The organism is Patescibacteria group bacterium (genome assembly GCA_041665585.1).
In the GTDB taxonomy this organism is placed as follows: Bacteria; Patescibacteriota; Gracilibacteria; order JAHISY01; family JAHISY01; genus JAHISY01.
In genome coordinates this window covers 21,823-45,999 of the sequence record JBAYIN010000001.1, presented here as the reverse complement: position 1 = coordinate 45,999, position 24,177 = coordinate 21,823, and the positions used below count along the sequence as shown (strand labels likewise).

Genomic DNA, 24,177 nt, shown 5'->3' with positions numbered 1-24,177 from the left:
TGAAACCCTGACGGTTTAGGAAATTTTCCAATTTACGGAATTTACATGCTCAATGCTCAATACTTCGTGTTCCATGCTCCAATGTTTCTAAATTCAGTTTAGAGACCAACTGACCAATGACCCTCCGAACCAAACGACCAATGACTTAACGACTTAGTGACCCTCCGAACCAAATGACCCATGACCCAATGACCTTCCATGTTCCATGCTATGTGTCCCAGGAGTCGAAGTTTGCTTTAGCTTGTGCCCCGCTTTAAAATTCAGCAAAGCATTTAATCGCTCTCAAAAAAATGGCTTCCCTCCACACAATTTCCGAAGAGCTGCGTCTCGGTACCGATTCGCAAACACTCATTCGGAGTTTTTCTTACGCACGAGATGGCAGCGGCGAAATGCCCCGCGAAGAAGTCTTTGCGATTATCGAGCTCGCGGATCGTCCGAGCGGTGGCGAAGATTTGATTCGCACAATTTTCCAGACACTGCAGGAAATTTGTTTTGTCGGTCCCGATCAAGACGCCTACGAAAGATTCGAAACCGCGCTCAAGGAGGTGAATGCCGTCGTCGCAGAATTCCGCGAAAGTCTGTCGAATAAAAATCTCGGTCGGCTGAACGCAGTGATTGGATTCTTGAGCGGACGCGAATTACATGTCACTCAAGCCGGCGAAGCCGAGGCGTATCTGATTCGTAAAGGCGCACTCACGACTGTGACCGAAGGGCTCTCGGGCGATGCGACTGCGGTCGACGCGTTTGTAAATATCGCGAGCGGACGCACGGAGAACCGTGACAAGGTTTTACTCGCGACGGAACGCTTGCTGCGTTACGCGACGAAAAACGAACTCACAAAAATTTTCTCGCCACACAAAGAAATCGCGAGTGCGCTCGAGGAGCTTGATGAAATCATCGTACTGGAAGGTGCGCAGACGACCGGAATTCTCGCACTCGACACCGTGACTGAGGCAATCGCAGCGCGGGCAAGCGCCGTCCCGGTCACTGCTGACGGTAAAAAAGATTTGCTCGTCCGCGTGACTAAGCATGTCAATCACGGTGTGAATTGGTTGCGCGACAGACTGCCGGAGGGCACGCGCGTGCCGAACGCCAAAAATTTGAATATCGATAAAAATTATGTGATTCTCGGCTTCCTTGTCGTTTCAATTTTGATTTTGCTGTCAGTGTCGTGGACGCTCGCTGGCAAACGCTCGAGTGTGAAGATGGAAGAGGTTCAGACCGCACTCGAAAATGTGCAAACGAATATCGACATGGCGAAGACTCGCCGCAACATCGGTGACAAAGCCCAAGCCTATGACCTTTTGAAAACCGCCGAAACGACAGCGACCGACCTCGTGAAATCCGGACTCGCGATCGATGAAGCCAACACCAAGATTTTGGAAATTCAGGCCATGCGCGACGAGCTCGACAATATCCGCCGCTACTCGAAGCTGACTCCGCTCGCTGATATCTCGAAAGCCGTTCCGGAAGCTTCACTCGCCGGACTTGAGGATTACCACGGTCGCAAAATTGCCTTCGACGCACATGCTATTTTTGACACCACACTCGATGTGATTTCCGCGCCGCAGACTATCGACGCGACCAGCACGATTCGCGCTGCCAATTATTTTGCCGACCGCGACGCCATCACCTTCCTCACCGCCGACTCGAAAATCATCGAGTGGCGTGACGGTACGGCAACTAGCGCAGATACTACCGACGAGACTTGGAAATCCGGTGTTGATTTCGCGACTTATTCTCAGTATCTCTACATGCTTGATCCGATTAATAATCAAATTTGGAAATACCAACGCAACCGTGACAACTATGGTCCGGCAACGACCTACAATGAAAATGCCGACCTCACGAAAGCGGTCTCGATCTCGATTGACGGCGATATTTGGCTGCTTGCGAATGATCTGGACAACGACATGTCGAACGACATCATTCGTGTCCGCAAAGGTCAACGCATGCCACTCACTATTTCGGATTTGCCAGCAGACAAATGGACCAACCCGACCAAAATTTTCACGAATGACGCACTCAAATTTGTCTATGTGTTGGATCCGATCAACAAACGCATCCTGCGCTTCTACAAAGACCCACCGGAAGCTGGCAGCGAAAATCGTGCACTGACCTATAACATGCAGTATCTCTTCCAAGACCTCAAGGAAGTGCGTGATTTCTGGGTAGATCCAGCAGAGCAAAAGATTTATGTCGTCGACTCACAAAAAATTTACGAAGTCACGATTTAATAAGTTAAACTGCGTGGGTGCGAAAACATCTCCTTGGCCTCGCTATCGCGCTTGCGGTTCTGATCGTCTCGATTTCCGTGTGGATTGTCGTCAGTAGTTTTCAGAAAACTGGAGCTCCGGCAGATACAGCGATTCCGCCCGTCGCCACGACTTCGGTGAATAACGATACGACAGTCGCTCCGACGACGACAAAAACGGCGGGAACAACTACCGCTATCGCCGCACCAGTGGCGCGTGGTAAAAATTTTACTGAACACATGCGCTTCGGCGCGGAGTTTTTGGCACTCGAAAATTACGAGCAAGCCGCAAGTGAATTCGCGGCAGCTGTGACACTCGAACCAAGCGCGATTGGACCACTGCTGAATCTCGCCGAGGCTGAGGTCCAGCTACAAGATTTCGAGAAGGCACGCGCCAATCTCCTTGCTGCCGAACAGCTCGATGCCAACAATCCGGATATTTCTATATTGCGGGGAATTATATTTTTGCGCGAAAATAATTTCCTAGAGGCAGAAAGAGCCTTCTCTCAAGCTGGCGACAAAGCTGGTTTTTGGAGCGGCGCAATGGCAGCATTCTTCGACCGACGCGATGAAGCCGTGAAGCTTTTGCAGGCGACGACGGACGCCCGCGCGCCGGAGATTCTCGCTGCCTTCGACGAGTACAGCAAGTACACCGACTCGCCCAAAACACATCTCGACGCACTGCTCACGCGCGCTTTCGTCGCAATTGGTGAGTACCAGCTCGCCCTGGCGAAAATCGGTCCCGTGCTGGAAGACGACGCGAATTATCGCGATGCCTGGATTTTGACTGGCTACGCCCAATTCGCCGAACAAAAATTCGAGCTCGCCCGCGAGTCGTGGCAGACGGCCTACGCGCTCGACTCGGGCAAACCGGAGACGCAGTATTTCCTCGGGCTCGTGAGTTTCGAGCTGAAAAATTGGGACGACGCGGAAAAATTTTTCCTGCTCGCCCGGGGCAATCACTTCGAGCCGGACGACCTCGACGAGAAGCTGATTGAAATTTATTTGACGAGTGGCAAGTACCGCGCCGCCGCCGATCTACTGTCGGAGAAAATTAATGCTGACGAGTCCGCCTCGATTGACGACTTCACGCGCGCGATTTCACTGTACCTCGAGAAGCTCAATGACGGACAGAAAGCTTGGGCTGTCGCGAGTCTCGCCGTCACGCGCCTACCCGAATCAAGCCCGGCGTGGAATCTCGCCGGCTGGGTCAGTCTGAAAAATAATCAGCTCGCGAAGGCGCGCACGCAGCTCGAACACGCCATCCAGCTTGATCCGAAATCACCGTGGCCGTATTACAACCTCGGACAAGTTTTTGAAAAAAGTGGCAAGACGGCTGCGGCGCTCACTGCCTACCATGATGCTTTCGAGCTTGATTCGAATGGACCGGCGGGCGTACTCGCCGCGCGAAATTACAATCGCCTACTCAGTGCGACGAATCCTGACAAGAGCACTGCTAATCCTCCGACCGATGCTGAGCAACAATAAATTTTTTCGCAACCGCGATTTTTTGTCAGCGCGGACTGGCAAAATTTTTGTTGAGCAAGTGAGCACGAAGAGTTTGGCGGAGAAGTTCGACACGCCGCTTTATGTTTATTCCGAAAGTCGAATTCGCGCGAATGCGCGCCGCGTCAAAACTGCGCTCGCGAAATTCATGCCACACTCTGCGCTTTATTACGCCGTGAAGGCGAACAACAATCTTTCGGTGCTTTCCATTTTGCGCAGTGAAAATTTGGGAGCCGATGCGGCGGGACCGTTTGAAATCGAGCTCGCGCGAAAAGTCGGCTTCGCCAAAGATAAAATTTTGTACTCCGGCGTTTTCCACTCTGACGAGGAACTGAAATTCGGACTGAAAGCAGGCATCGCCATCAATGTCGATTCACTTTCCGCCGCGACGCGACTTTTGAAATTTGGAAAACCGCCGCTCTTTTCAATGCGCGTGAACCCGGGAATTTCCGGCGGCAAAATTAAGAAGCTGGTCTTCGCGGGCAAAGACGCGAAATTTGGCGAAAGTTTGGCAAACGCAGCTAAAGCTTTTCAAATCGCGAAAAAAGCCGGGGTGAAAAAGTTCGGACTACACATGATGACGGGCAGCTGCGTGCTCGATGAGAATTACTTTCCAAGCGCGACGCAGAAGCTTTTGGAATTCGCCGGCGTGATTCGCCAAAAAGTTGGCATCGAATTTGAATTCATTGACTTGGGCGGCGGACTCGGCATTCCCTATCGCACGAATGAAAAAATTCTCGACCTCGAACAAGCAATTAAAAAAACCGCTGAGGTCTTCAGCGCCGGTGTGAAAAAATTTGGACTCGGCAAGCCGAAGCTGATGCTCGAGCCCGGTCGTTATCTCGTCGGCGACGCCGGAATTTTATTGACGCGCGTGAACACGATCAAGCCAGCGGCGAAAATTTTTGTCGGTGTGGATGCTGGCATGCAGACGCTTTTAAGACCAATGCTCTACGATGCCTGGCACGAGATTTTGGTCGATGGAAAATTGGAAAAGAAGAATTCGCAAACTGTCTCGGTCGTTGGACCGATTTGTGAAAACACGGATCAGCTCGCGCGTGACCGCCTGCTGCCGAGATTAGAGGAAAAAGATTTACTCGTGCTGCTCGATGCTGGTGCCTACGGTTTTGGCATGGCGAGCAATTACAACACTCGCGCGCGCCCAGCGGAAATTTTGGTGAATGGAAAACATGCTGAAATCATTCGTGCGCGCGAAGGCAGCGCAGAAATTATTGGCAAACAAAAAATTCCTACTCGTCTGAAATGAAGAAAATCCTGCTGAAATTATCGGGTGAAGCGCTAGGCAGTGGTGGTGTCGAGGCGAAAATTTTACAAAGAACTATGCGTGAAATCGCCGCCGCCGCGGAAAAATGTTCACTCGCCATCGTCATCGGCGGTGGAAATATTTGGCGTTTCCGCGACAAGAAAAATTTGGCAATCGGGCGCGTCGAGTCGGATTTCCTTGGCATGACGGCGACGGTGTTTAATGCCGTGGTTTTGAAAAACACGCTCGCGGCACTCGGACTGCGCGTGAAAGTATTTTCCGCGGTGAAAATCGCGGATGAGCTCGCGGAAAAATATTCCGCCCGAGCAGCGCGTAAATTTTTGGAGCGAAAAGGCGTCGCCATTCTCGCGGGTGGCACCGGGAAGTCCGGCGTGACGACGGACACCGCCGCGGCACTGCGCGCGGTGGAGCTCGGTTGTGAGCTGGTCGTGAAGGCGACGAATGTCGCCGGGGTCTTCGACCGCGACCCGCGCCAAGCGAAGTCGGCCAAGCTTTTGAAAAAAGTCAGCTTCGCCGAAGTCCTCGCGCAAAATCTCGGCGTAATGGATCGCGAGGCTTTTGAAATTTTGGCGCAGAAAAATGTTCCCATCCGCGTTTTCAATTTCGCCAAAACGGGACTTTTAAAAAAAGCCGTGGCGGGCGAGAATATCGGCAGCCTAATTTACGGTAAAAACTAACACTAACACTACCCACTAACACTACCCAACAATGAGTATTTCTGAACTTCTCGACCTCGCCGACGACCATCTCGCGAAAGCGCTGGAACGGCTCAAGACTGAGCTCAGCGGATTGCAAATCGGTCGTGCGAGCGCAACACTAGTGGAAAATTTACAAGTGGAGATTTACGGCGCCTCGCAGCCAATCCGCAATATCGCGAACATTGGCATCCCCGATCCGAAAACCATTTTCATCGAACCCTGGGACAAATCAAATCTCGCGGCTGTCGAAAAAGGTCTGCGCGATTCCGCGCTCGGATTGAATCCGAATAATGACGGCTTGCGAATTATTCTGAATATCCCGCCGCTCACGGAGGAACGCCGCAAAACTCTCACGAAGCTCGTCAGCGAGTTCGCCGAAAACGCGAAAATTGCGGTGCGCCGCATCCGCGAGGATTTACGGAAAAAAGCCAAGGCGGCGACAGAGACTGAGGAAATCGGCGAAGACGAAGAAAAACTCTTCGATAAGAAACTGCAGGAAAAAATCAATGTGACCAACGAACAAATCGAAGCAACCGCCAAGCAAAAGACCGACGAGATGCTGAAAATTTGATAAGCTTGCTCTGTGCTGCTGGTCTTAATTATTGCGATTGGTGCCATGTTTATCGTTGTTTTTTCGGTGATAGTCTTTGTCGCAGAAAACCAAGCTCGCAAAACTAATGCGCAGGAAAAACAAAGGCTGATTCGAAAACAAAAGCGCAATCCTAAAATCTGATAAAATCACCTTATGCTTTTCGCTGCCATCATCGCTTTTATCGTTATTTTTTCTTTGCTGATCTTGGTGCACGAATTCGGTCACTTTACGATGGCGCGATTTTTCAGTGTGAAGGTTGAAGAATTCGGACTCGGTCTCCCGCCACAAGCGAAGAAACTTTGGCGCGACAAGAAGAAAACCGAATACACTTTGAATTGGTTGCCGCTCGGCGGCTTCGTCAGGATGAAAGGCGAGGACGCGAGCGAGCGGAAATTTTTGCAAGGGAAAGATTCTTTCGCGACGAAAAAAGTTTGGCAGCGCATCGTGATCGTCTGCGCCGGCGTGACGATGAATTTATTGACTGGCTTCGTCCTGCTCGCGATTGTTTTTTCGGTCGGGATGACTGTGCTCACTCCGAGCGACCAGATCGACGCGACACTCACGGGGAATCCCCAGGCGGAATTCGTCAGCTCAGAACCGCTCGGCATGCTCGTGAGTAAAGTGCTGCCAGACAGTGCAGCAGCGCAAAGCGAGCTGAAACCTTACGATTTCATCTCAGCTGTAAATGGTGAAAATTTTGCCGATGCTGACGGATTCAAAAGTCTGCTGCGGAAACATGCGAATGAACCCACTCTGATTTCCATCATTCGTCGCAAAGCGACCCTCGAGACAACACTCACACCGAATGCTGCTGGCGAAATCGGCGTGGAAATTTCCGGACCGCTCACGGCTATCGAGCTGCGTTATCCTTTCCCAATTTCAATCATCGAAGCCGGCAAGGAGACCGGACGACTCACGGTCCTAATCGTCCAATCAATCGGCGGACTTTTCGGCGGACTGATTCACGGACAGATGCCCGAGGGTATCGGCGGACCGGTCGCCATCGCGAAAGAAACTTATTACCGGGCGAGCAGCCTACTCGCGCTGCTCAATTTCGCCGCGCTGCTCTCGATCACGCTCGCCATTTTCAATATCCTGCCCATTCCTGCGCTCGACGGCGGCCGACTTTTGTTTCTGATTTTCGAGGGAATTTTCCGCAAAAAACCGAGTGTGAAATTAGAAGCCAAAATCCATGCGGCGGGCTATATTCTCTTGCTCACACTGCTCGTCGTGATTTCATGGCAAGATATTTTCCGGTAAAATCAGCAGCAACATGTACGACTTGATCATCATCGGCAGTGGAGTCGCTGGTTGCGGCGCGGCGATTTATGCGCGCCGTTTTGAGATGCAGACTCTGGTCATCGGCGACGCCGAGGGCGGGACCATCACGCTCACGCATCTCGTTGAGAATTATCCCGGGTCCAAAAGTTTAAGCGGATTTCAGCTCGCCCAAAATCTGCTCGACCACGCCAAAGGTTTAGGGGCGGATTTTCGCAGTACGCGCGTCGAATCAGTCGAAAAAATCCCGCAGGGTTTTCGCGTCAAAACTAAACAGGAAGTGTTCGAAGCAAAAACAATTATTCTCGCGACCGGCACCGAGCATCGCAAGCTGGAAGTCCCCGGCTCGGCGGAATTCGAACACAAAGGCGTGAGCTATTGCGCGACCTGCGATGCACCTTTTTACAAAGGCAAAACCGTCGCCCTCGTCGGCGGAAGCGACTCAGCGGTGAAGGAAAGTTTGATTGCCGCAGAACACGCAGCAAAAGTTTGGATCTTGTACCGCGGAAAAAATCTAGGCGCCGAACCGATTAATTTGCGCCGACTCGATTCGAAAAAAAATATCGAAACCAAGTGTTGTGTGAATGTTGTTGAAATTTTCGGGCAAGAAAAAGTCGAAGGGGTGAAATTGGACTCAGGCGAAAAAATAAAACTTGACGGCATTTTCATCGAGATCGGACGACTCCCGCGCAATGAGCTCGCGAAAAAATTAGGCATCACCTTGAACGAAAAAGGTGAAATCAAAATTGATCGTTTCGCCCGTACGAATATCGCCGGGGTTTTCGCAGCAGGCGATGTCACCGATGCTGATTGGAAACAGGCCATCACCGGTGTCGCCGAAGGCGCGCACGCCGCCAACCAGGCTTTTGAATTTTTACAAAAATAGCTTACTTCTTAATCCTTAATCCTTACTCCTTATTATGTCTGACCTCAAAAAACTCGCGCTCGACTACCATCGCAAGCTGCGTGGCAAGATCGAAATTAGTCTGAAGAAAAAAATCCGCAGCAAAGAAGAGCTCGGTCTCGCCTACACGCCCGGCGTCGCGAAACCTTGTCTCGAAATCGCGCAAGACATCGAAAAGGCTTACGATTATTGCTGGAAGGGCAACACGATCATGATCGTCACAGATGGCACAGCCGTGCTCGGACTCGGCGACATCGGACCGGAAGCCGCGCTGCCAGTGATGGAAGGTAAATCGGTTTTGTTCAAAATGTTCGGCGGCGTGGACTGCGTGCCCATCTGTCTCTCGACGAAAGATCCCAAAGAAATCATCGAAATCGTGACGAAAATCGCACCAGCTTACGGTGGAATAAATTTGGAAGACATCTCTGCGCCGCGCTGTTTCGAGATTGAAAATGAACTGAAAAAACGCCTGCCCAAAATTCCAATTTTTCACGATGACCAACACGGCACTGCCATCGTCGTGCTCGCCGGACTCATCAACGCCGCGAAAGTCGTCGGCAAAAAAATCGCCGACCTGCATGTCGTGTTTAATGGCGCCGGTGCAGCCGGCACGGCGTGCGCGAAATTGCTTTTGAAATACGGCGTGAAGGATGTCGTGATGTGCGACCGCGCGGGTGCGATTTACGAAGGTCGCCAGGACAACATGAATCATTTCAAAGTTGAGCTCGCGAAAGTGACGAATCGCTCGATGACAAAAGGCTCGCTCGCCGACGCGCTCAAAGGCGCCGATGTCTTCATCGGTGTGAGCGCGAAAGACGCCGTCACGCCGAAAATGGTGCAGTCGATGGCGGACAAGGCAATCATCTTCGCGATGGCGAATCCCGATCCAGAAATTCTCCCCGACGCTGCGAAGAAAGCTGGTGCCGCTGTCATCGCGACTGGTCGTTCCGACTTCCCGAATCAGATTAATAATGTCCTCGCCTTCCCCGGAATTTTCCGCGGGGCGCTCGACTGCCGCTGCTGGATTACCGAGAAAGTGAAAATGGAAGTCGCGCTCGCCATCGCGCGTTGCGTGCCAAATCCCTCGGCGAATAAAATCGTGCCGAGCGCGCTCGACAAAACCGTCGCGAAAAAAGTCGCCGCCGCTGTCCGCCGTGTAGCGGTGAAGTGCTGAGAAATTTTGTAAACTAGCTATTATTCGGCTCTTTTGTTTAGTCCCTCAAAAACATCGGTGCTAATTTCAAGAAAAAGCAGACTAAATAATTTTTGCTACTTGCTCTCTGCCTCTCAATCTAGCCAACATCTCTTGGAGCTTTTCTACAAGTTGTTCTTCTTCTAGTAGCAACTTAAAACTACCAAACTCCAAGGAATGACCATCGTCGAGAAAATTTAAGTATTCTCGTCCCAATAATTCAAGCAGCATCCACAATAATTTATCATTGTCTGATTTGCAAACAACACGCGGATTGGCGCAAAAACTACGACCAGTGTCACGATTTTTAGCAGACACTCCGAGCACTTGAATCCCGGGCACATCAACAGAATTTTCTTCGATTTCAATCGCCTCAAATCCTCGTCCTTTCTGATAATAGTTATCCGGACCCTCGTACCAATCAGAGTCGCTTTCATGGGCGGCGAAAAAGTCTTTTCCGATCTTAGTACTTAATTCATGAAGATCTTCCCGGCTGATATTTACTTTGCGTTTAGAAAGAAATTTCAAGACTTGATCAATCCTCGCAGCAGCGCGTGACCCCTCATTAACCCGGTGACCCTTGAAAATTTCCTTGTCTTCTGCTGGCAGAACTTCGACATCGGTCTTTAGCGTATTCGCATTATTCATTTTTTAAAATTATAAGCTTGTATTTTAAGTCTATTTGCTGTTTCGTCAAATTATAACCTTTTCCTGTTGAGCAACTTTCTTATTCCTCCAAGCCAAAAAACCAATCAGCGCGAGATAATAAAGCACCACTGCTGCAATTCCGAAATTCCCCACCTCGACGCTCGCGAGCGGCAGCGCTGCCAATTCTCGCGCGACGAAAAGAATATATTCAAGCAAACCGTAGGCGACGAAACCGACGAGCATGCCTGCCGGGAGAAAAATCGCGCCGAGTCCGACCGCGATGAATCCCGTCAACATCGCGAGTGGGATTGCCGGCGCGACGAGCAGATTCGCGAGTGGCGCGACGAGCGACAGCCGCGCGAAGTAAAAGACGATGAGTGGCACAGCCGTAATTTGCGCGGACAGTGTGAGAAGAAGACTGTCGCGAATCGCAAACTTATTCGGGACTTTGGCGAAATATTTTTCCAGGATTGGACCGACGAAGATTAAGCCGGCGACCGCGGCGAAAGAGAGCTGGAAAGAAACATCGTGCAGCAAAATTTTCGGATTCCAAAAAACCATCGCTGCTGCCGTAAGCACGAAAGCGAGACCGACATGATACTGCCGCCCGCTCGTCAGCGCGAAGAAAGCGAGCAAGCCCATGATGGCTGCGCGCACGACTGCCGGTCCCGCCCCGACGAGCAGAGTGAATGCGGTGACCAAAACAACCGCGAGTGGAAATTGAAATTTCCGCGGCACGAATGAACCGAAGAGCGCAGTGATGAAAGCAATCACGAGCGCAATGTTGTAACCGCTGATGGCGATGATGTGCGTAAGTCCGGCGACATTGAAGTCCGCCAGCACAGCGTCCGGAATCCCGCGGCGCGACCCAATCAAAAGCCCCGCCTCGAGACTCGCCGTCGGCTCAGGAAAAATTTGATTGATCTTATCTTCGAAACTTTTTTTGAAAGCGAACAGCCAAGTGAAAATCGGATTTCGGTTGTTGGCGGAAATTTTTTCAATCTTCGGACGATAAAGCACTGAGCCGATGCCGAAGCGATCGAGGTAATCGCGGTAGCTGAATTCGTCCGTTTCGAAAGGTGTTTCGAGTTTGCCCGTCAGTCGTAGTTCGTCGCCGTAAAAATATTCGGGCAGTAAGTCCGTCTTGATCAAGACTCGCCCGCTCGCGCTTTCTGCAATCTCACCATCGCGCACCGAGGAAGCTTCAATAGTGTATTTCGCATGGTCGCTCCGTCGATCCGGTTCCTCGGCGACAGTCCCGACAAGCTCAATTTTATGGTCGCGGTCATTGAAGTGTGCCAGTGCGTCAGGTGACTCACTCACAGAAAACTGAAAACGCGTAAAACCCAAAACCAATCCAATAAGTGCGCAGGTCGCGAATAAAATCAGCGGCAGTCTTTCGCGCAACAAGCTAAGAATCAGCGCGACAACTAAAGCGAAAATTAAAATCCGAAAATCAAGCCGGATGAATTCCGCAAGACCACTGCCAACCAAAAACGCACCAAAAAAGATAACTGTGAGCGCCGACTTTTTGGGTTGTCGCACGGGTAGCATTTTAATAAAATAAGCGAACCTCGGCACGGTCGTCGCGGTGCACACGAGACTTATGAGCCCGTGTGTGAGAAAATCTCAATCTGTCCGCAAAAAATTTTGAAGAAATGGCACGGTAGCTCAGATGGTTAGAGCGTGGGACTCATCAAATACGAATTCTTAAAAAATGGCACGGTAGCTCAGATGGTTAGAGCGTGGGACTCATAAACCCAAGGTCGGTGGTTCAATTCCACCCCGTGCCACCAAACACATCATTCGACTCAATAATGATATTTTGAGTTATCAAAAGATTTTGAAAAATCTTACTTCTTACTAACTTAGTCCTTAGTTCTTACTTCTTAGTCCTTACTCCTTCCTTGTCTCACTTCTTTTATCTCGCGCGCTGCTGCGACGGCTCGCTTTATGCGGGCTACACGCTTGATGTCGTCGAACGGGAAAAAGCGCATAATTCGGGCAAAGGTGCGAAATATACTGCCGGACGCCGACCAGTGAAAATTGTTTATACGGAAAAATTTTTAACTAAATCGGAAGCGTTGCGGCGCGAAGCGGCTGTGAAAAAACTCTCACGCGCTCAGAAGCTGAGATTAATTCTCGCCAAAAATTGCTAAAATCACGGCAATGTTTTTCGCGATTTTGGAAACGCTCCGACCAAAACAGTGGATCAAAAATCTGTTAATTTTCGTTCCGCTAGTTTTCGCGCGCGAGTTTTTGAATCTTGATTCGATTGCCAAAGTCGCTGCGACTTTCGGGATTTTCTGTCTCGCGTCGAGTGGCGTCTATGTTTTGAATGACATCCTGGACTGTGAATCCGACCGCCGCCACCACACCAAAAAAACGCGTCCCATCGCCAGCGGGCGACTGCCGAAAAGAGTCGCCAGCGTCTTGAGCGGCGCGCTCCTCCTCGCGGCACTTTTTCTCGCAACGAAATTTGGAACATTGATCGTGGTTGTCGGCAGCTACATTCTTTTACAAATCGCCTACTCGTTATTGCTGAAGCATTTGGCGATCATCGACCTGCTCAGCATTTCGCTCGGGTTTATTCTGCGAATCTTCGCCGGTGGCATCGCTGCCAATGTCACGCTCTCCGGTTGGCTGCTCGCGATTACTTTTCTCCTCGCCCTCCTGCTCGCCGCCGGCAAAAGATTGCGCGAAATCGAGACAGCCGGACATGTCTCGCGCAAAGTCCTCGCGAAATATCCGCCCGCTTTTCTGCAATCAACGATCAAAATTTTACTGCCGGCGATTCTGGTGAGTTATCTTTTTTACTCCTTTCAGGCGAGCGAATCCGCCAACTTTTTTTGGACGGCACCCATCGTCGTCTTCGGTTTACTGCGCTACTTACTACTGATTGAACGCAAGTCCGCGCACGAAAATCCGACCGATTTACTTTTTCATGATCTCCCGCTCCTCGCGAGCGTCGTCGCGTGGATGTTCGCCGTCTTCGCCATTTTGTATTTCGCGTGAAAAAATTCTTAGCTCGAATTCCGAATTCCGCGTGGCTCGCGCTTTTGATTTTGCTGGCGTTTGCCCAAGTTTATTTTTTACGGAATGTCGTCATGGGCGACGCCTTCATCCACTTCGTTTTCGCACGCGGTATCGCCGACGGTCAGTTCTTTTTTTACAACGGACAATTTTCCGCTGGTTCGACTTCGCCCTTTTGGAGTCTGCTGCTCGCACCCGTTTGGAAAATTTTTGGCATACAAATAATCTGGGCAGTCAAAATTTTAGCTAGCTTCTTCGTCGCGCTCGCGATTGTCTTGGCGTTTAAGTTTGCGCACAAAATTTCCCAGAATCGCGTCGCCTCGCTCACGGCTGCCGCACTCCTCGCGACCAATTTCGTGCTGCCCTTTTGGGCGGCGAAAGGTATGGAAACGCCGCTCTTCGTCTGTCTCGTGCTCGGAAGTTTTTTGGTTTACTTGGAAATTTTGAAACGCGCACGCACACTCTGGTGGGAAATTTTCCTCGGCTTGATTTTGGGAGTCGCGATTTTGACACGCCCGGAGGCCTGGTTTCTCACGGCTTTCCTCGGACTCGGACTACTCGCGCAGAAAAAATGGCGCGCGCTGCTGACAGTCGGCCTGCCTGCCGCGTTAATTTTCGCGCCTTACTACTTTTGGCTTTTCGCGAACACCGGCTCGATTTTTCCCTCGACGATTGCACGGATTCTGCGCGCGCGACAGTGGGCGCAGGAACTTGGCGGCATTTTCTTCACACTCGAAATTCCGAAAATTCTCGTGACGAAGTTATTACCGCTTACGCCTTTTTTCCTGTTATTCTTTTGGCACCGCGGAAAATCTGACCGTGTAGTCTGGTGGCCAATCTTCGCGTGGCTCGCTTTTCACGCGATTTTCTTCTCGGTGATTTTCCCGACGACGGAAGGCTACCGCTACATTCTCGCGGCTCTGCCGTTTTTTTATCTGATTTCAATTCTCGGAGTTTTTCGCTTACCCAAAAAGTGGCAAACACCCATTTTAGTTTTGGTAGTTTTGGGAAGTCTCCTGATTTCCGGTCAACAATTTTTGGAACGCCGCGCGTCAATCACGAGCTGCGAGCAGCCTTTCCTTGACCAAACGCGCCGTGGCGTCGGACTATGGCTGCGCGACAATACGCCCGCCGACAGCCTGATCGCGCTGAAAGAAGTCGACCAGTCCGCTTTTTTTGGTGAACGCCGAATGCTTTCGCTCGACGGCACACTTGATGCCCGCGCAATTCCTTTCGTGCAATCCGGTGACCAACTGCAATTTTTGAAAAACGAACAACCAAATTTTTTCGTGCTGGAGGAAGAAATGTACCGCGAATATCCTGACTGGCGAAAATCGAATGTCCTGCCGCTCGCCGACACGAGTTTGAAAATTGGAGACACGAAAATTTTGGACGGAGTCAGCTTCACACTACAAGCCAAATTTAAATCCGGTGATGCGAGAAGTTGCCCGCAATTTTCGAGTGAATATTTCTGGTGGGTTTTTGCAGTAAAATTCACGCCATGAGTTACCTGATTTTTATCGTCGGCATCGCGTTTAATGGCTTCGCCAGCTTCGCGCTGAAACTCCTCGGCGAGAGAACCGCTCACCTCGCTTCCCTCGCGACACTGCGCGAGCCGCTGTTTTGGCTCGCGATTTTCCTCTTCGGCATGAATGTCGTTTTTTACGCGCTCTTTTTGCAACGCACGAATCTCGCAATCGGCTACCCGGCTTTCGTCGGCGGAACTTTCGCCATCGTCCTCGCGCTTTCTTTTTTCATCCTGCGCGAGACACTCAGCTTCCCGCAGATTTTCGGCATTGCGCTAATTTTCGGCGGCATAATTTTGGCAGTCCGATGAAACCGTTTCGTCTCAACGCTTCGATTCTCGCACGCAGAAATGGGAAATTTTTGCTCGTGCGCAAACCGCGTGAACATCACGCCTGGCAGCTACCGCAAGGCGGCGTCGAAGGCGATGAAAGTTTTTTGGAAGCCGGTCTGCGCGAGTTTCGGGAAGAAGTCGGGACGGATCAAATCAAAATTCTCGGCGAGCGCGGCATTTATTTTTACGACTGGCCGGACAACATTGAAATTGATCCACGCTTGGAAAAATTTCGCGGGCAAGAAGTCCATATTTTTCTCGCCGACTTCCTCGCAGACGATACTGCCATCCAGCTGGATCACGCTGAAGTCGTGGAATGGAAGTGGGTCGACCGTCCCGAGCTGCCAGATTTAATTGAGTCGCCGGAATATCTTGCTAAAATTCTGGCGATTCTCGATGCCTTATAAATTACTCGAACTTTTCGTCAAAAAAATCACACGCGGCAAAGCGACTTTGGTGACGGTCGATGGTTCGACCGAATTTGTTTTGCCCTGCGCGGATTTACCGCCTGAAATCAGACCTGAGAAGAAATTGAATTTGGAGCTTTCTGAATCAGAACCTGATCCCGACGAAGCAGCCCGCCAGCGCCTGGAGCAAATTATCAATTAAAATACTGGCGTGAAACTGCTTTCGCTGCACGCGCAAAATTTTCGGAATTTCGAGCAACTCGATCTCGTTTTCGAGCCGCGCGTGAATGCCTTCGTCGGCAAAAATGCTCAAGGCAAAACTAACATCCTCGAGGCAATCGCGCTCCTCGCCTTCGGCCGAAGCTTCCGCACGAATACGGAAAAAAGTTTGCGTAAAATCGGAACGGATTTTTTTCGCGTCGAGGGTCAAGCGGAGAATTCACAAGCGGAGAGGCTGAAAATCGAAATCGCCGTGACGACGGCTGCCAAGAGTTTGAAGCTAAATGGCAAAAAGATTACCGCGAGCGAACTGGTCGGGAATTTTCCGATTGTAAGTTTCGCGCCGGAAGATTTGAATCTGCTCCTGCTCACGCCAAGCCTGCGGCGGCGCTACCTCGACATCCTGCTCGCGCAAACTTCGCGGAAATATCTCCGCGCGCTCAATGCCTATAATAAAGCGCTGAAAAATCGCAACGCCCTACTCACCCGCATCATTGAAAATTTAGCGCAAGCCGACGAGCTGGAATTTTGGGATCAGGAACTCGCAGTGCATGGCACGCTGATTGGTCAAATGCGTACAGAGTTTTTGGCGTTCGCCGCTAAGCCGCTCACGGAAAATTTCGGCCGAATCGCGAATGCGCCGAAGCAGCTGACTACCCGCCTCGTGAATTTTCACGGCGAGGAAATCTCGGTCGAAAAATATCTCGCCAATCTGACGAAAATGCGCGCCAAAGATTTGCGTTTTGGCGTGACGAATTACGGCGTGCACCGCGCCGATTTGGTTTTCGAAATCGACGGAGAACTCCTGAGTGAAAATGGCAGCCGCGGCGAAATTCGCTCGAGCGTGCTCGCGCTGAAATTTGTCGAGCTCGAATTTCTTGAAAAAATCCTGGGTGAAAAACCAGTCTTGCTACTCGACGATGTTTTCAGCGAGCTCGATGCCAGCCGCCAAAAAAGCCTGATGCAAATGATTCGCTCCCACCAAACTTTCCTCACGACGACCAAACTCGAACACCTCGATGTGCTGGACGAAAAAACCGTTTGGCAAATCGAAAACGGCGCAGCGAGGAAAATATAATGGCAAAGCCAGTCGAAGTCCCGCCTAGCGAGACGAAGATTGGTGGGCAGGGAAGCCTGCCTGCCGGCAGGCAGGGATTTGAATCCGCCGAGGCGGACGGAGCCAACAGATTTATTCTTTTATTAAAAAGAAGCTATTTTTTATAGTGGTGGGCAGGGGAGGATTTGAACCTCCGAAGGCGGAGCCAACAGATTTACAGTCTGTCCCCTTTGACCGCTCGGGAACCTGCCCATGATTTGAAAGAAATGGAGCCACCTGTCGGAATTGAACCGACGACAATCCGCTTACAAGGCGGGCGCTCTACCAACTGAGCTAAGGTGGCGTTTGCTGGATTTTAACAAAAATTCTTATTCAAAGAAGACCGTGATTTCGAGCGCGTTGTCATTCTCGGGCAGGCCGGAAGGATTGTCTTTCTTGAGAATTAATGCGCCTCGATTCGAAACAGGGCTCGGTTCAGGAAAAGACAGCTCAGCTGAGAAATCGACCCAATCTGTCGTCATCCAGTCACTCTCAGCTGTCGCAGTACCCTGAGCAATAATCAGCCCATCCCAATCAGCCAGAACAACGGGGAAGCTGCCTTCGAAAAACCAATTGCCGCGTGCCGCACCCTTAATGACAAGCGGACTACTGACAGTCTGCTCGGGCAGCGGCTGGTCGAGGCGAATCAGGTCGTCTTCCGTGGCTGGTTGGCCGATTGGTTCATCGACAACTGGCACATCCACGCTGGGCGAATCGACGGTTGGATCGGTGACAACTGGTTCGGTGACAGCCGGCGCAGGCTTTTCACAGCCAGCGAGCAGGAGCGCCGCGAGTAAGACTGTCGCCGTGCGTAAGAACATTTTGGACATAAAAATTTTATTAATGGAAACAAATGATTTCCGGCTTTAAGAATTTAGCGTTTTAAACTGGCGGAGAGAGAGGGATTCGAACCCTCGAGACGGTTTCCCGCCTACACGATTTCGAGTCGTGCGCCTTCAACCACTCGGCCATCTCTCCATTTAAATTTTTCTTTCAGCAGCTTTCTGCCAACTCACGAACCCTGCGCCCGGCGGGCAACCAACTCGGCCATCTCTCCGCGAGGGCGATATTTTACAGTAAAAGTGTCGCATCGCCGAACGAAAAGAAGCGGTAATTTTTCCGTTTCGCCAGCTCATAAAGCTCGAGGATTTTTTCCCGCCCGACCAAAGCCGCGACGAGCATAATCAGCGTCGACTTCGGCAAATGGAAATTCGTCAGCAGCGCGTCGATGAATTTGAATTTCTTGCCCGGGAAAATGAAAATATCCGTCTCCCCTGTTTGCGCTTTCAAAACACCTTTGGAGTTCGCGCAACTTTCAAGCACGCGGCAGCTCGTCGAGCCGACCGCGATAATTCGTCGTCCTGCTTTTTTCGCAGCATTCAGGCGCGATGCGACCGATTCGGGCAAAGTGAAAAATTCGGCGTGCATCGGGTGTTTTTCAATTTGATCGACTTTGACCGGCGCGAAAGTCCCGAGTCCGACATGCAGCGTGACTTTTTCAATCTGAATTTTTTTGGCTTTGAGCTTCTGGAAAATCCGCGGCGTGAAGTGCAGCCCTGCAGTCGGCGCCGCGACCGAACCAGCGCGCTTCGCATAAACCGTCTGGTACTGCGGCACTTTCTTCGCCGTCTGCTCGATGTAGGGCGGCAGCGGACTCGCCCCATATTTTTCTAAATCTTTTTGAAAATGCCGGGAATGGAAGCGAATCACGCGCTCGCCGTCTGGCAAAATTTCCAAAACTTCACCCGTGAAGCTTTTACTGATTTCAAACTTATCGCCAACTTGAAAATGCTTCCCGCCACGCACGAGACATTCCCAAACATTCTGCTCCCCTCTTTTGTGAAGAGGGGTTGGGGGAGATTTGAGTTCTTTCGCGAGGAAAACCTCCCGACCCTCGACCGTCGTGAGCCGCGCCGGAATCACCTTCGATTCATTCAAAACCAAAACATCGCCGGGCTCGAGCAAGTCCGGCAAATCCGAGAATTTTTTGTGCTGAATCGCGCCCGTCGCGCGCTCGTAGACGAGTAGCTTCGACGAATCGCGCGGACTCGCTGGTCGCTGCGCGATAAATTTTTTCGGCAATTCGTAATCGAAATCCGCAGTCTGCATTTCGCGAATTTTAATCGAAAAATCCCCCTCAGTCCCCCTTTGCAAAGGGGGAAGTAAGCGAAGCCTCGAAGAGGTCGCTTTGCGACGAGCAGGGGGATTTAGATGATAAAATTCCAAATATCTCGGGCCCTTAGAGCCAAAGGCTGGCCTTCGGCCCTCAGTGGTTAGAGCAATCCACTTTTTCAAATTAAGTTAAAATCTTTTCATCTCGGGCCCTTAGCTCAGTTGGTTAGAGCAGCGGACTCATAATCTGTTGGTCCCTGGTTCAAGTCCAGGAGGGCCCACCACGAAGGTTCTCCCCGCCTGTCGGGGAGCCTTTTCGTCGTTCGATCTCAAAATCGAACACCCACCATGAGATTACAACACACTCCACCTCGTCCGTTTGGGTCGGGCACCGCAAAGGACTTATGGTTTTTTTGATAATCACTTCCTTTCTCGATCACACAACGAACGCTCTCTCTCTCTGACCTTCTGATAACTTGCGACAAAAAAATTCAAACTTTGCTAATTCTATATTGCGCCGCACAATAACCTCAGGACAATCGAAAACCAGTGGATCCTTGTCGTTTTCCCACAAGGGCTGAGGCGATGCGTCAGCTTCTATGCTATTAATTCGCGGACAATTTGGATAAAGCGCCGCTAAAGTCTTACCTTCGTTTTCCGGGCATCTTTTTGAAAACTCGCCTTTATCATCAGCCGGAACCCAGCTCTCAATACATACAACATCTGTAGCCTTTTTTGGGAATGGTGGAGGAATGGGTTCACCACTGCGCCATAGTTCTGAGTCAATCTCCGTCATAGAATCATTTAAAAGGTTGACGATATTAGCTATGTCGTGTTGTTGCGTCAATAAAAAGCATGTTTTACTTTTTCCTCACCCTCGTCTTCCCCGCATTCTTCAGGCGCACCAATTCATCAATCTGATCGCGCAGGTCGGCGGCTTTTTCGAATTCGAGATTCTGCGAAGCCATGTCCATCTCGACTTCCAGCTCGCCGATGACGCCATCGAGTGCCTCGGTCGGGATTTTGTTCGGATCGATTTTGCGCAAACCGAAATCGTGCTTCTCGCCCGCGATATCGAGGACAGCTTTTTCAATCGTCTTCGGCGTGATGCCGTGCTGCTTGTTGTAGGCCTTTTGAATTTTGCGACGGCGGTCGGTCTCGTCGAGCGCGCCCTGCATTGATTTCGTAATCCGGTCGGCGAACATGATGACATGACCGTGGACATTGCGCGCGCAGCGACCAATCGTTTGGATGAGCGAACGCGTCGAACGCAGGAAGCCTTCTTTGTCCGCATCGAGAATGAGAATCGTCGAAACTTCCGGCAAATCGAGACCTTCGCGCAGTAAGTTGATACCGACTAGGACATCGAATTTGCCGAGGCGCAGATCGCGCAGGATTTCGATGCGCTCCATCGTCACCACATCGGAATGGAGGTAGCGCACGCGAATGCCGTTTTCCGTCAGGAACTCAGTCAGACTCTCGGACGATTTCTTGGTCAGCGTCGTGATGAGCACGCGCTCGCCGCGCGCGATGGTCTTCTCGATTTCGTCGAACACGACATCCATCTGCCCAGCAGTCGGTTTGATTTCGATTGGCGGATCGAGGAGTCCCGTCGGACGGACAATCATCTCGGCAATTTTTTTGCCGGATTTTTGTAATTCGTGGTCAGCGGGTGTCGCGGAAATATAAACCGTCGGACCCATGCGCGCTTCGAATTCGGTGAAATTCAGCGGACGGTTGTCGAGCGCGGACTGCAGACGAAAACCGTGTTCGATCAAAGTTTGCTTGCGCGAGAGATTGCCGGAATACATACCGCCGATTTGCGGTACCGTCACATGCGATTCATCGACAAACAAAAGATAATCCTTCGGGAAATAGTCGAGCAAGGTCGAAGGCGGCTCGCCCGGCGCTTTGCCGGAGAGATAGCGCGTGTAATTTTCAATGCCCGAGACATAGCCGACTTCGAGCAGCATCTCGATGTCGTATTCTGTTTTCGTTTTCAATCTTTCTGCTTCCAGATTTTTGCCAAGTTGCTTGAGCTCCGCCAATCTTTGGTTGAGGTCAATTTTGATTTGCGCGACAGCCGACTGAATTTTTTCCGGTGTCGTCACATCATGCTTCGCAGGGAAAATTGTCACCACCTCCATCTCGGCGAGAATCTCACCCGTGAAGTGATCCGCGCGGGTGATGCGCTCGACCTCATCGCCGAAGAAATCGAGCCGGATGATTTCCATGTCCGAGTCGGGCGGATAAATCTCGACCACATCGCCGAGGACATTGAACTGACCGCGCTTGAAGTCGAACTGCGCGCGGGTGAATTGGAGATCGACAAGCCGACGCAGCAATTTATCGCGCGCGATTTTTTCGCCAAGCTTGATGTCGAATTTGAGATTGCGGTAAGACTCGACATCACCAAGTCCATAAATGCAGGAAACCGAGGCGACGATGATGACATCTTTGCGTGTCACCAAAGATTGCGTCGCGGCATGGCGAAACTTCGCAATTTCCTCATTGATCGAAGCGTCTTTCTCGATGTAGGTGTCCGTCGCGGGCATGTAGGCCTCCGGCTGGTAATAATCGTAATAACTCACGAAATAGTGAACCGCGTTGTCCGGGAAAAATTCGCGGAATTCAGAGCAGAGCTGCGCCGTCAGCGTTTTGTTTTGGGAAATAATCAGCGCGGGCTTTTGCAGATTTTGAATGACATTCGCAATCGCGAAAGTCTTACCCGAGCCCGTCACGCCAAGCAGCGTCTGGTCCTGCACGCCTTTTTTAATATTCTCCGAAAGCTGTTTGATAACTTTCGGTTGATCGCCCGCCGGGGCGAATTTCGAGACGAGTTTAAATTTATTCATTCGTAAAGATTAACCGCTTCTTTATCTGCATCTTTTTCCCAGTTTGCCACATTCGTGCTGATGTAATCCTGGACACGATTAAATTCGGCATCGTCGCGAATGATTCTATCGAAAAAACGCGGCTGCCAGGCAAAAGGAATCTTATTCAATGTCGCGTATTTTTTTACGCCGACTTTGAAACCTCGAATAACTGAGGCGAGATTTTTGGACTGAGGTCCGAATTTGTTTCCCGTACTCGTAGAGACGCAAAATTTTGCGTCTCTATCTGTGCCAATATTCGCGTCTCTATCCGTGCCAATGTTTTCATTGCCGCCGCTCCAATTATCAATAACCACAATTCCATGGACATGATCTGGCATCACGACAAATTGATCCAATTGCACAAATGGAAAATGTTGTGGAATTTCCTGCCAGCACTGTCTGGCGATTCTGCCGATTGGCGATAAAAACATTTGTTGATTTTTAATTTCACCAAAAAAATTTTTTCGACTGCTCGTACAAATCGTCACGAAATAATATCCATCCTGGGAATAATCGAAACCACTTAGGCGCGCAGACGCGATGCGATATTTTTTCTGAAAAAGCTTGTTCACAAAAAATTTAGATTCGCTTAATTTTAGCTTAAATTAAGATCGATTGAGATATTTTCTCTTTTTTGGATCGAATACGCCTAGCTCCTGACCCGCTGATAGTTCATATTTTTTAATGTTCGTGAATATAAAATCAGAAAGAGCACCGTCCTGAATTTGAGCGGCTTCCAAGGGCTTCCCAAAAATAATCGTATTGGTCGAATTTCGGACAATTCTATTCCGCGGTTTGCGAGGATCTTGAAACTCTTTACGACCAACTCCGGTGGCATAAATATAGACCGGAACAAGTGGCGCTCCGATTTTCCCAAGCGAGACCGGCTTGCTGGTATACCATTCTCCTGGAGCCCAATAACCTGGAGGCATTCGTGTCGACTCAACAAAAACCAAAACATCGTGCTGAATCTTCTCTATAGCTTCACGCATTTTTTCACGCAAAGCTTCACCGCCCTTTTCTTTACGGTCAATCGGAATCTGGCCAGACTTGCTAAGTGCTGAGCCAAACAGTGGATATTTGAAATATTCTTGTTTTGTTAAAAAACTAAAAGCTTGTTCACGACCAAATCGGTTTTGCAAAACATCAGGTAAGCCAATCGAATCCCACCAAGTTATATGTCGCAAAAGAAAAATCACTGGCTCAGGAGGAAGATTCTCTGCCCCTTCAACTTTTATTTGAAGTCCCATTTTTTGCTCCAAATAGCGATTAATTTCTTCCGAAGACTGAAGTCCGTAGTTAGAAGATTTATGCACGACTTCTTCCGGCGCAATATTTTTATTGCAAGATCCAACCAAGCTCGCCTTGGCGGAGTGCACAAAAACGCTCCAAATAAATTTGCGATAGAAGAGTAATTGCTCTCGCAGTGAAATCCGTTGTGGTTCCTTTTCTGTCATTTTAAAAAATAGAAGTCGTCATTCTAACAAATTCTCCTATTTTGGAAATTTAATTCGCGCGCTCGACATAATCCAAGGTGTCCGTATTGATGCGGATTTTTTCACCTTCGGAAATGAAGAGTGGCACGGCGACCGTGATACCGCAGTCGAGCAAGGCTGGTTTGCTGCCGCCCGAAGCGGTGTCGCCTTTCACGCCCGGCATCGTCTCTTTGACTGTGAATTCCATTTTGATTGGCAAGTTGACATTGATCGGCGTGCCGTCGAAATACATCAAATCATATTCCTCGCCGTCTTGGAGAAATTGTCCGGCAGCGCCGACCGCATCCTCCGAAAGTGCGAATTGCTCGAAGTCTTCCAGATTCATGAAGTTGAAACCCATCGCATCTTTGTAGAGAAACTGCGCCGTTTTCATCATGATCTCCGCCGGCGTGATTTTGTCCGCGCCCTGGAAGGTCTTGGGAATGACTTTACCGTTCAGCAAATTCTTCATTTTGACCGCCATCACGCCACCCTGCCGACCAGTTTTGCTGAATTGATTCCAGACGATGCGAAACGGTTCGCCGTCGATGGCGATATTCGTGCCGATTTTGAGGTCAGCGATTTCGTACATTTTAGAAAATTAAGATTGCTGCTGAAATGCGAGCCGCGGGATTTTAGCACAATTTTTAAGTGCTTTCGTCAACAAAACGCCGTGCTGTTCTTTTGCCGAGCCGCGCGCAAACGCCCTATTTTGACAAATCCGCCAAGAGCTTTAAAATTCCC

General features: G+C 50.3%; 25 protein-coding genes and 5 tRNA genes. 18 read left to right on the top strand and 12 right to left on the bottom strand.

The features are described 5' to 3' along the window. The first annotated feature begins 290 nt into the window (after window positions 1-290). From WCV72_00275 to WCV72_00240, 8 genes are all read left to right on the top strand, one after another. A complete protein-coding gene (locus WCV72_00275) occupies window positions 291-2,237 on the top strand; it encodes a hypothetical protein (GenBank protein MFA6457809.1) in 1,947 nt (648 codons plus the stop codon). Between the two features lie 17 nt (window positions 2,238-2,254). Beyond that, window positions 2,255-3,742: a tetratricopeptide repeat protein gene (locus WCV72_00270; GenBank protein MFA6457808.1), complete on the top strand. Its 1,488-nt coding sequence runs from the start codon at window positions 2,255-2,257 to the stop codon at window positions 3,740-3,742. Then, window positions 3,726-5,027, top strand: a complete 1,302-nt coding sequence (lysA, locus tag WCV72_00265; GenBank protein ID MFA6457807.1) for a diaminopimelate decarboxylase — start codon at window positions 3,726-3,728, stop codon at window positions 5,025-5,027. Before WCV72_00270 ends, lysA begins: the two co-directional genes overlap by 17 nt. After that, on the top strand, window positions 5,024-5,722 hold the full coding sequence (locus WCV72_00260) for a UMP kinase (GenBank protein ID MFA6457806.1): 699 nt from the start codon (window positions 5,024-5,026) through the stop codon (window positions 5,720-5,722). Before lysA ends, WCV72_00260 begins: the two co-directional genes overlap by 4 nt. Window positions 5,723-5,753: 31 nt before the next feature. Next, window positions 5,754-6,314, top strand: coding sequence for a ribosome recycling factor (frr, locus tag WCV72_00255; protein MFA6457805.1), 561 nt, complete (start codon window positions 5,754-5,756; stop codon window positions 6,312-6,314). A gap of 174 nt (window positions 6,315-6,488) precedes the next feature. Further along, window positions 6,489-7,595: a site-2 protease family protein gene (locus tag WCV72_00250; GenBank protein ID MFA6457804.1), complete on the top strand. Its 1,107-nt coding sequence runs from the start codon at window positions 6,489-6,491 to the stop codon at window positions 7,593-7,595. A gap of 13 nt (window positions 7,596-7,608) precedes the next feature. After that, window positions 7,609-8,499: an FAD-dependent oxidoreductase gene (locus WCV72_00245; protein MFA6457803.1), complete on the top strand. Its 891-nt coding sequence runs from the start codon at window positions 7,609-7,611 to the stop codon at window positions 8,497-8,499. Window positions 8,500-8,533: 34 nt separating this feature from the next. Then, window positions 8,534-9,691 carry an NADP-dependent malic enzyme gene (locus WCV72_00240; protein ID MFA6457802.1) on the top strand — a complete coding sequence of 386 codons (1,158 nt, stop codon included), beginning with the start codon at window positions 8,534-8,536 and terminating at the stop codon, window positions 9,689-9,691. 81 nt (window positions 9,692-9,772) lie between these two features. Here the strand turns inward: WCV72_00240 and WCV72_00235 are convergent, their stop codons facing one another. Both WCV72_00235 and WCV72_00230 read right to left on the bottom strand, forming a co-directional pair. Then, complete coding sequence (locus WCV72_00235; protein ID MFA6457801.1) at window positions 9,773-10,357, bottom strand: hypothetical protein; 585 nt, start codon at window positions 10,355-10,357, stop codon at window positions 9,773-9,775. Between the two features lie 45 nt (window positions 10,358-10,402). Then, window positions 10,403-11,902 carry a ComEC/Rec2 family competence protein gene (locus tag WCV72_00230; GenBank protein MFA6457800.1) on the bottom strand — a complete coding sequence of 500 codons (1,500 nt, stop codon included), beginning with the start codon at window positions 11,900-11,902 and terminating at the stop codon, window positions 10,403-10,405. A 174-nt stretch (window positions 11,903-12,076) separates the two neighbouring features. Here WCV72_00230 and WCV72_00225 point away from each other — a divergent pair. The 9 genes from WCV72_00225 (at window position 12,077) to WCV72_00185 (ending at window position 17,098) form a co-directional block, all read left to right on the top strand. Next, window positions 12,077-12,153, top strand: a tRNA-Met gene (locus WCV72_00225). Between the two features lie 111 nt (window positions 12,154-12,264). Then, the gene (locus WCV72_00220) at window positions 12,265-12,516 is read left to right on the top strand and encodes a GIY-YIG nuclease family protein (GenBank protein ID MFA6457799.1); all 252 of its coding nucleotides are present in this window, start codon (window positions 12,265-12,267) and stop codon (window positions 12,514-12,516) included. Between the two features lie 10 nt (window positions 12,517-12,526). Continuing rightward, window positions 12,527-13,372 carry a decaprenyl-phosphate phosphoribosyltransferase gene (locus WCV72_00215; GenBank protein MFA6457798.1) on the top strand — a complete coding sequence of 282 codons (846 nt, stop codon included), beginning with the start codon at window positions 12,527-12,529 and terminating at the stop codon, window positions 13,370-13,372. Then, the gene (locus tag WCV72_00210) at window positions 13,369-14,895 is read left to right on the top strand and encodes a glycosyltransferase family 39 protein (protein MFA6457797.1); all 1,527 of its coding nucleotides are present in this window, start codon (window positions 13,369-13,371) and stop codon (window positions 14,893-14,895) included. Before WCV72_00215 ends, WCV72_00210 begins: the two co-directional genes overlap by 4 nt. After that, the gene (locus WCV72_00205) at window positions 14,892-15,227 is read left to right on the top strand and encodes a hypothetical protein (protein MFA6457796.1); all 336 of its coding nucleotides are present in this window, start codon (window positions 14,892-14,894) and stop codon (window positions 15,225-15,227) included. The genes WCV72_00210 and WCV72_00205 overlap by 4 nt, the downstream gene beginning before the upstream one ends. Further along, the gene (locus WCV72_00200; GenBank protein MFA6457795.1) at window positions 15,224-15,655 is read left to right on the top strand and encodes an NUDIX domain-containing protein; all 432 of its coding nucleotides are present in this window, start codon (window positions 15,224-15,226) and stop codon (window positions 15,653-15,655) included. Before WCV72_00205 ends, WCV72_00200 begins: the two co-directional genes overlap by 4 nt. Further along, window positions 15,645-15,857, top strand: coding sequence for a hypothetical protein (locus WCV72_00195; GenBank protein MFA6457794.1), 213 nt, complete (start codon window positions 15,645-15,647; stop codon window positions 15,855-15,857). Before WCV72_00200 ends, WCV72_00195 begins: the two co-directional genes overlap by 11 nt. Window positions 15,858-15,866: 9 nt before the next feature. After that, window positions 15,867-16,952 carry a DNA replication/repair protein RecF gene (locus tag WCV72_00190; GenBank protein MFA6457793.1) on the top strand — a complete coding sequence of 362 codons (1,086 nt, stop codon included), beginning with the start codon at window positions 15,867-15,869 and terminating at the stop codon, window positions 16,950-16,952. Continuing rightward, window positions 16,952-17,098 (top strand): hypothetical protein, encoded by a 147-nt coding sequence (locus WCV72_00185; GenBank protein ID MFA6457792.1) that lies wholly within the window; start codon window positions 16,952-16,954, stop codon window positions 17,096-17,098. The genes WCV72_00190 and WCV72_00185 overlap by 1 nt, the downstream gene beginning before the upstream one ends. On the opposite strand, the gene WCV72_00180 is transcribed toward WCV72_00185, so the two are convergent. The 5 genes from WCV72_00180 to queA form a co-directional block, all read right to left on the bottom strand. Next, window positions 17,099-17,183, bottom strand: a tRNA-Tyr gene (locus WCV72_00180). 15 nt (window positions 17,184-17,198) lie between these two features. Then, a tRNA-Thr gene (locus WCV72_00175) sits at window positions 17,199-17,274 on the bottom strand. 25 nt (window positions 17,275-17,299) lie between these two features. Beyond that, window positions 17,300-17,800 (bottom strand): Gmad2 immunoglobulin-like domain-containing protein, encoded by a 501-nt coding sequence (locus WCV72_00170; protein ID MFA6457791.1) that lies wholly within the window; start codon window positions 17,798-17,800, stop codon window positions 17,300-17,302. Between the two features lie 58 nt (window positions 17,801-17,858). Next, window positions 17,859-17,948 (bottom strand) — tRNA-Ser (locus WCV72_00165). A gap of 93 nt (window positions 17,949-18,041) precedes the next feature. Next, complete coding sequence (gene queA / locus WCV72_00160; protein ID MFA6457790.1) at window positions 18,042-19,079, bottom strand: tRNA preQ1(34) S-adenosylmethionine ribosyltransferase-isomerase QueA; 1,038 nt, start codon at window positions 19,077-19,079, stop codon at window positions 18,042-18,044. A gap of 210 nt (window positions 19,080-19,289) precedes the next feature. Between queA and WCV72_00155 the strand changes: the two genes are divergently transcribed. Beyond that, a tRNA-Ile gene (locus tag WCV72_00155) sits at window positions 19,290-19,366 on the top strand. 152 nt (window positions 19,367-19,518) lie between these two features. On the opposite strand, the gene WCV72_00150 is transcribed toward WCV72_00155, so the two are convergent. The 5 genes from WCV72_00150 to efp all read right to left on the bottom strand — a co-directional run bounded on the left by WCV72_00150 (window position 19,519) and on the right by efp (window position 24,025). Continuing rightward, on the bottom strand, window positions 19,519-19,878 hold the full coding sequence (locus WCV72_00150) for a hypothetical protein (protein ID MFA6457789.1): 360 nt from the start codon (window positions 19,876-19,878) through the stop codon (window positions 19,519-19,521). Window positions 19,879-19,942: 64 nt separating this feature from the next. Then, window positions 19,943-21,937: an excinuclease ABC subunit UvrB gene (gene uvrB / locus WCV72_00145; protein MFA6457788.1), complete on the bottom strand. Its 1,995-nt coding sequence runs from the start codon at window positions 21,935-21,937 to the stop codon at window positions 19,943-19,945. Then, on the bottom strand, window positions 21,934-22,530 hold the full coding sequence (locus WCV72_00140; GenBank protein MFA6457787.1) for a transposase: 597 nt from the start codon (window positions 22,528-22,530) through the stop codon (window positions 21,934-21,936). The genes uvrB and WCV72_00140 overlap by 4 nt, the downstream gene beginning before the upstream one ends. A gap of 33 nt (window positions 22,531-22,563) precedes the next feature. Further along, window positions 22,564-23,415, bottom strand: a complete 852-nt coding sequence (locus tag WCV72_00135) for a lysophospholipid acyltransferase family protein (GenBank protein MFA6457786.1) — start codon at window positions 23,413-23,415, stop codon at window positions 22,564-22,566. A gap of 49 nt (window positions 23,416-23,464) precedes the next feature. Then, window positions 23,465-24,025 (bottom strand): elongation factor P, encoded by a 561-nt coding sequence (efp, locus tag WCV72_00130; GenBank protein MFA6457785.1) that lies wholly within the window; start codon window positions 24,023-24,025, stop codon window positions 23,465-23,467. Between the last annotated feature and the right edge of the window lie 152 nt (window positions 24,026-24,177).

Coding starts and splice junctions, on each gene's coding strand:
- WCV72_00235 (MFA6457801.1), bottom strand. CDS start 10,357: ATGAATAATGCGAATACGCTAAAGACCGATGTCGAAGTTCTGCCAGCA.
- WCV72_00250 (MFA6457804.1), top strand. CDS start 6,489: ATGCTTTTCGCTGCCATCATCGCTTTTATCGTTATTTTTTCTTTGCTG.
- WCV72_00215 (MFA6457798.1), top strand. CDS start 12,527: ATGTTTTTCGCGATTTTGGAAACGCTCCGACCAAAACAGTGGATCAAA.
- frr (MFA6457805.1), top strand. CDS start 5,754: ATGAGTATTTCTGAACTTCTCGACCTCGCCGACGACCATCTCGCGAAA.
- WCV72_00240 (MFA6457802.1), top strand. CDS start 8,534: ATGTCTGACCTCAAAAAACTCGCGCTCGACTACCATCGCAAGCTGCGT.
- efp (MFA6457785.1), bottom strand. CDS start 24,025: ATGTACGAAATCGCTGACCTCAAAATCGGCACGAATATCGCCATCGAC.
- WCV72_00275 (MFA6457809.1), top strand. CDS start 291: ATGGCTTCCCTCCACACAATTTCCGAAGAGCTGCGTCTCGGTACCGAT.
- WCV72_00205 (MFA6457796.1), top strand. CDS start 14,892: ATGAGTTACCTGATTTTTATCGTCGGCATCGCGTTTAATGGCTTCGCC.
- WCV72_00170 (MFA6457791.1), bottom strand. CDS start 17,800: ATGTCCAAAATGTTCTTACGCACGGCGACAGTCTTACTCGCGGCGCTC.
- queA (MFA6457790.1), bottom strand. CDS start 19,079: ATGCAGACTGCGGATTTCGATTACGAATTGCCGAAAAAATTTATCGCG.
- WCV72_00195 (MFA6457794.1), top strand. CDS start 15,645: ATGCCTTATAAATTACTCGAACTTTTCGTCAAAAAAATCACACGCGGC.
- WCV72_00135 (MFA6457786.1), bottom strand. CDS start 23,415: ATGACAGAAAAGGAACCACAACGGATTTCACTGCGAGAGCAATTACTC.
- WCV72_00260 (MFA6457806.1), top strand. CDS start 5,024: ATGAAGAAAATCCTGCTGAAATTATCGGGTGAAGCGCTAGGCAGTGGT.
- WCV72_00150 (MFA6457789.1), bottom strand. CDS start 19,878: ATGACGGAGATTGACTCAGAACTATGGCGCAGTGGTGAACCCATTCCT.
- WCV72_00200 (MFA6457795.1), top strand. CDS start 15,224: ATGAAACCGTTTCGTCTCAACGCTTCGATTCTCGCACGCAGAAATGGG.
- WCV72_00245 (MFA6457803.1), top strand. CDS start 7,609: ATGTACGACTTGATCATCATCGGCAGTGGAGTCGCTGGTTGCGGCGCG.
- lysA (MFA6457807.1), top strand. CDS start 3,726: ATGCTGAGCAACAATAAATTTTTTCGCAACCGCGATTTTTTGTCAGCG.
- WCV72_00185 (MFA6457792.1), top strand. CDS start 16,952: ATGGCAAAGCCAGTCGAAGTCCCGCCTAGCGAGACGAAGATTGGTGGG.
- uvrB (MFA6457788.1), bottom strand. CDS start 21,937: ATGAATAAATTTAAACTCGTCTCGAAATTCGCCCCGGCGGGCGATCAA.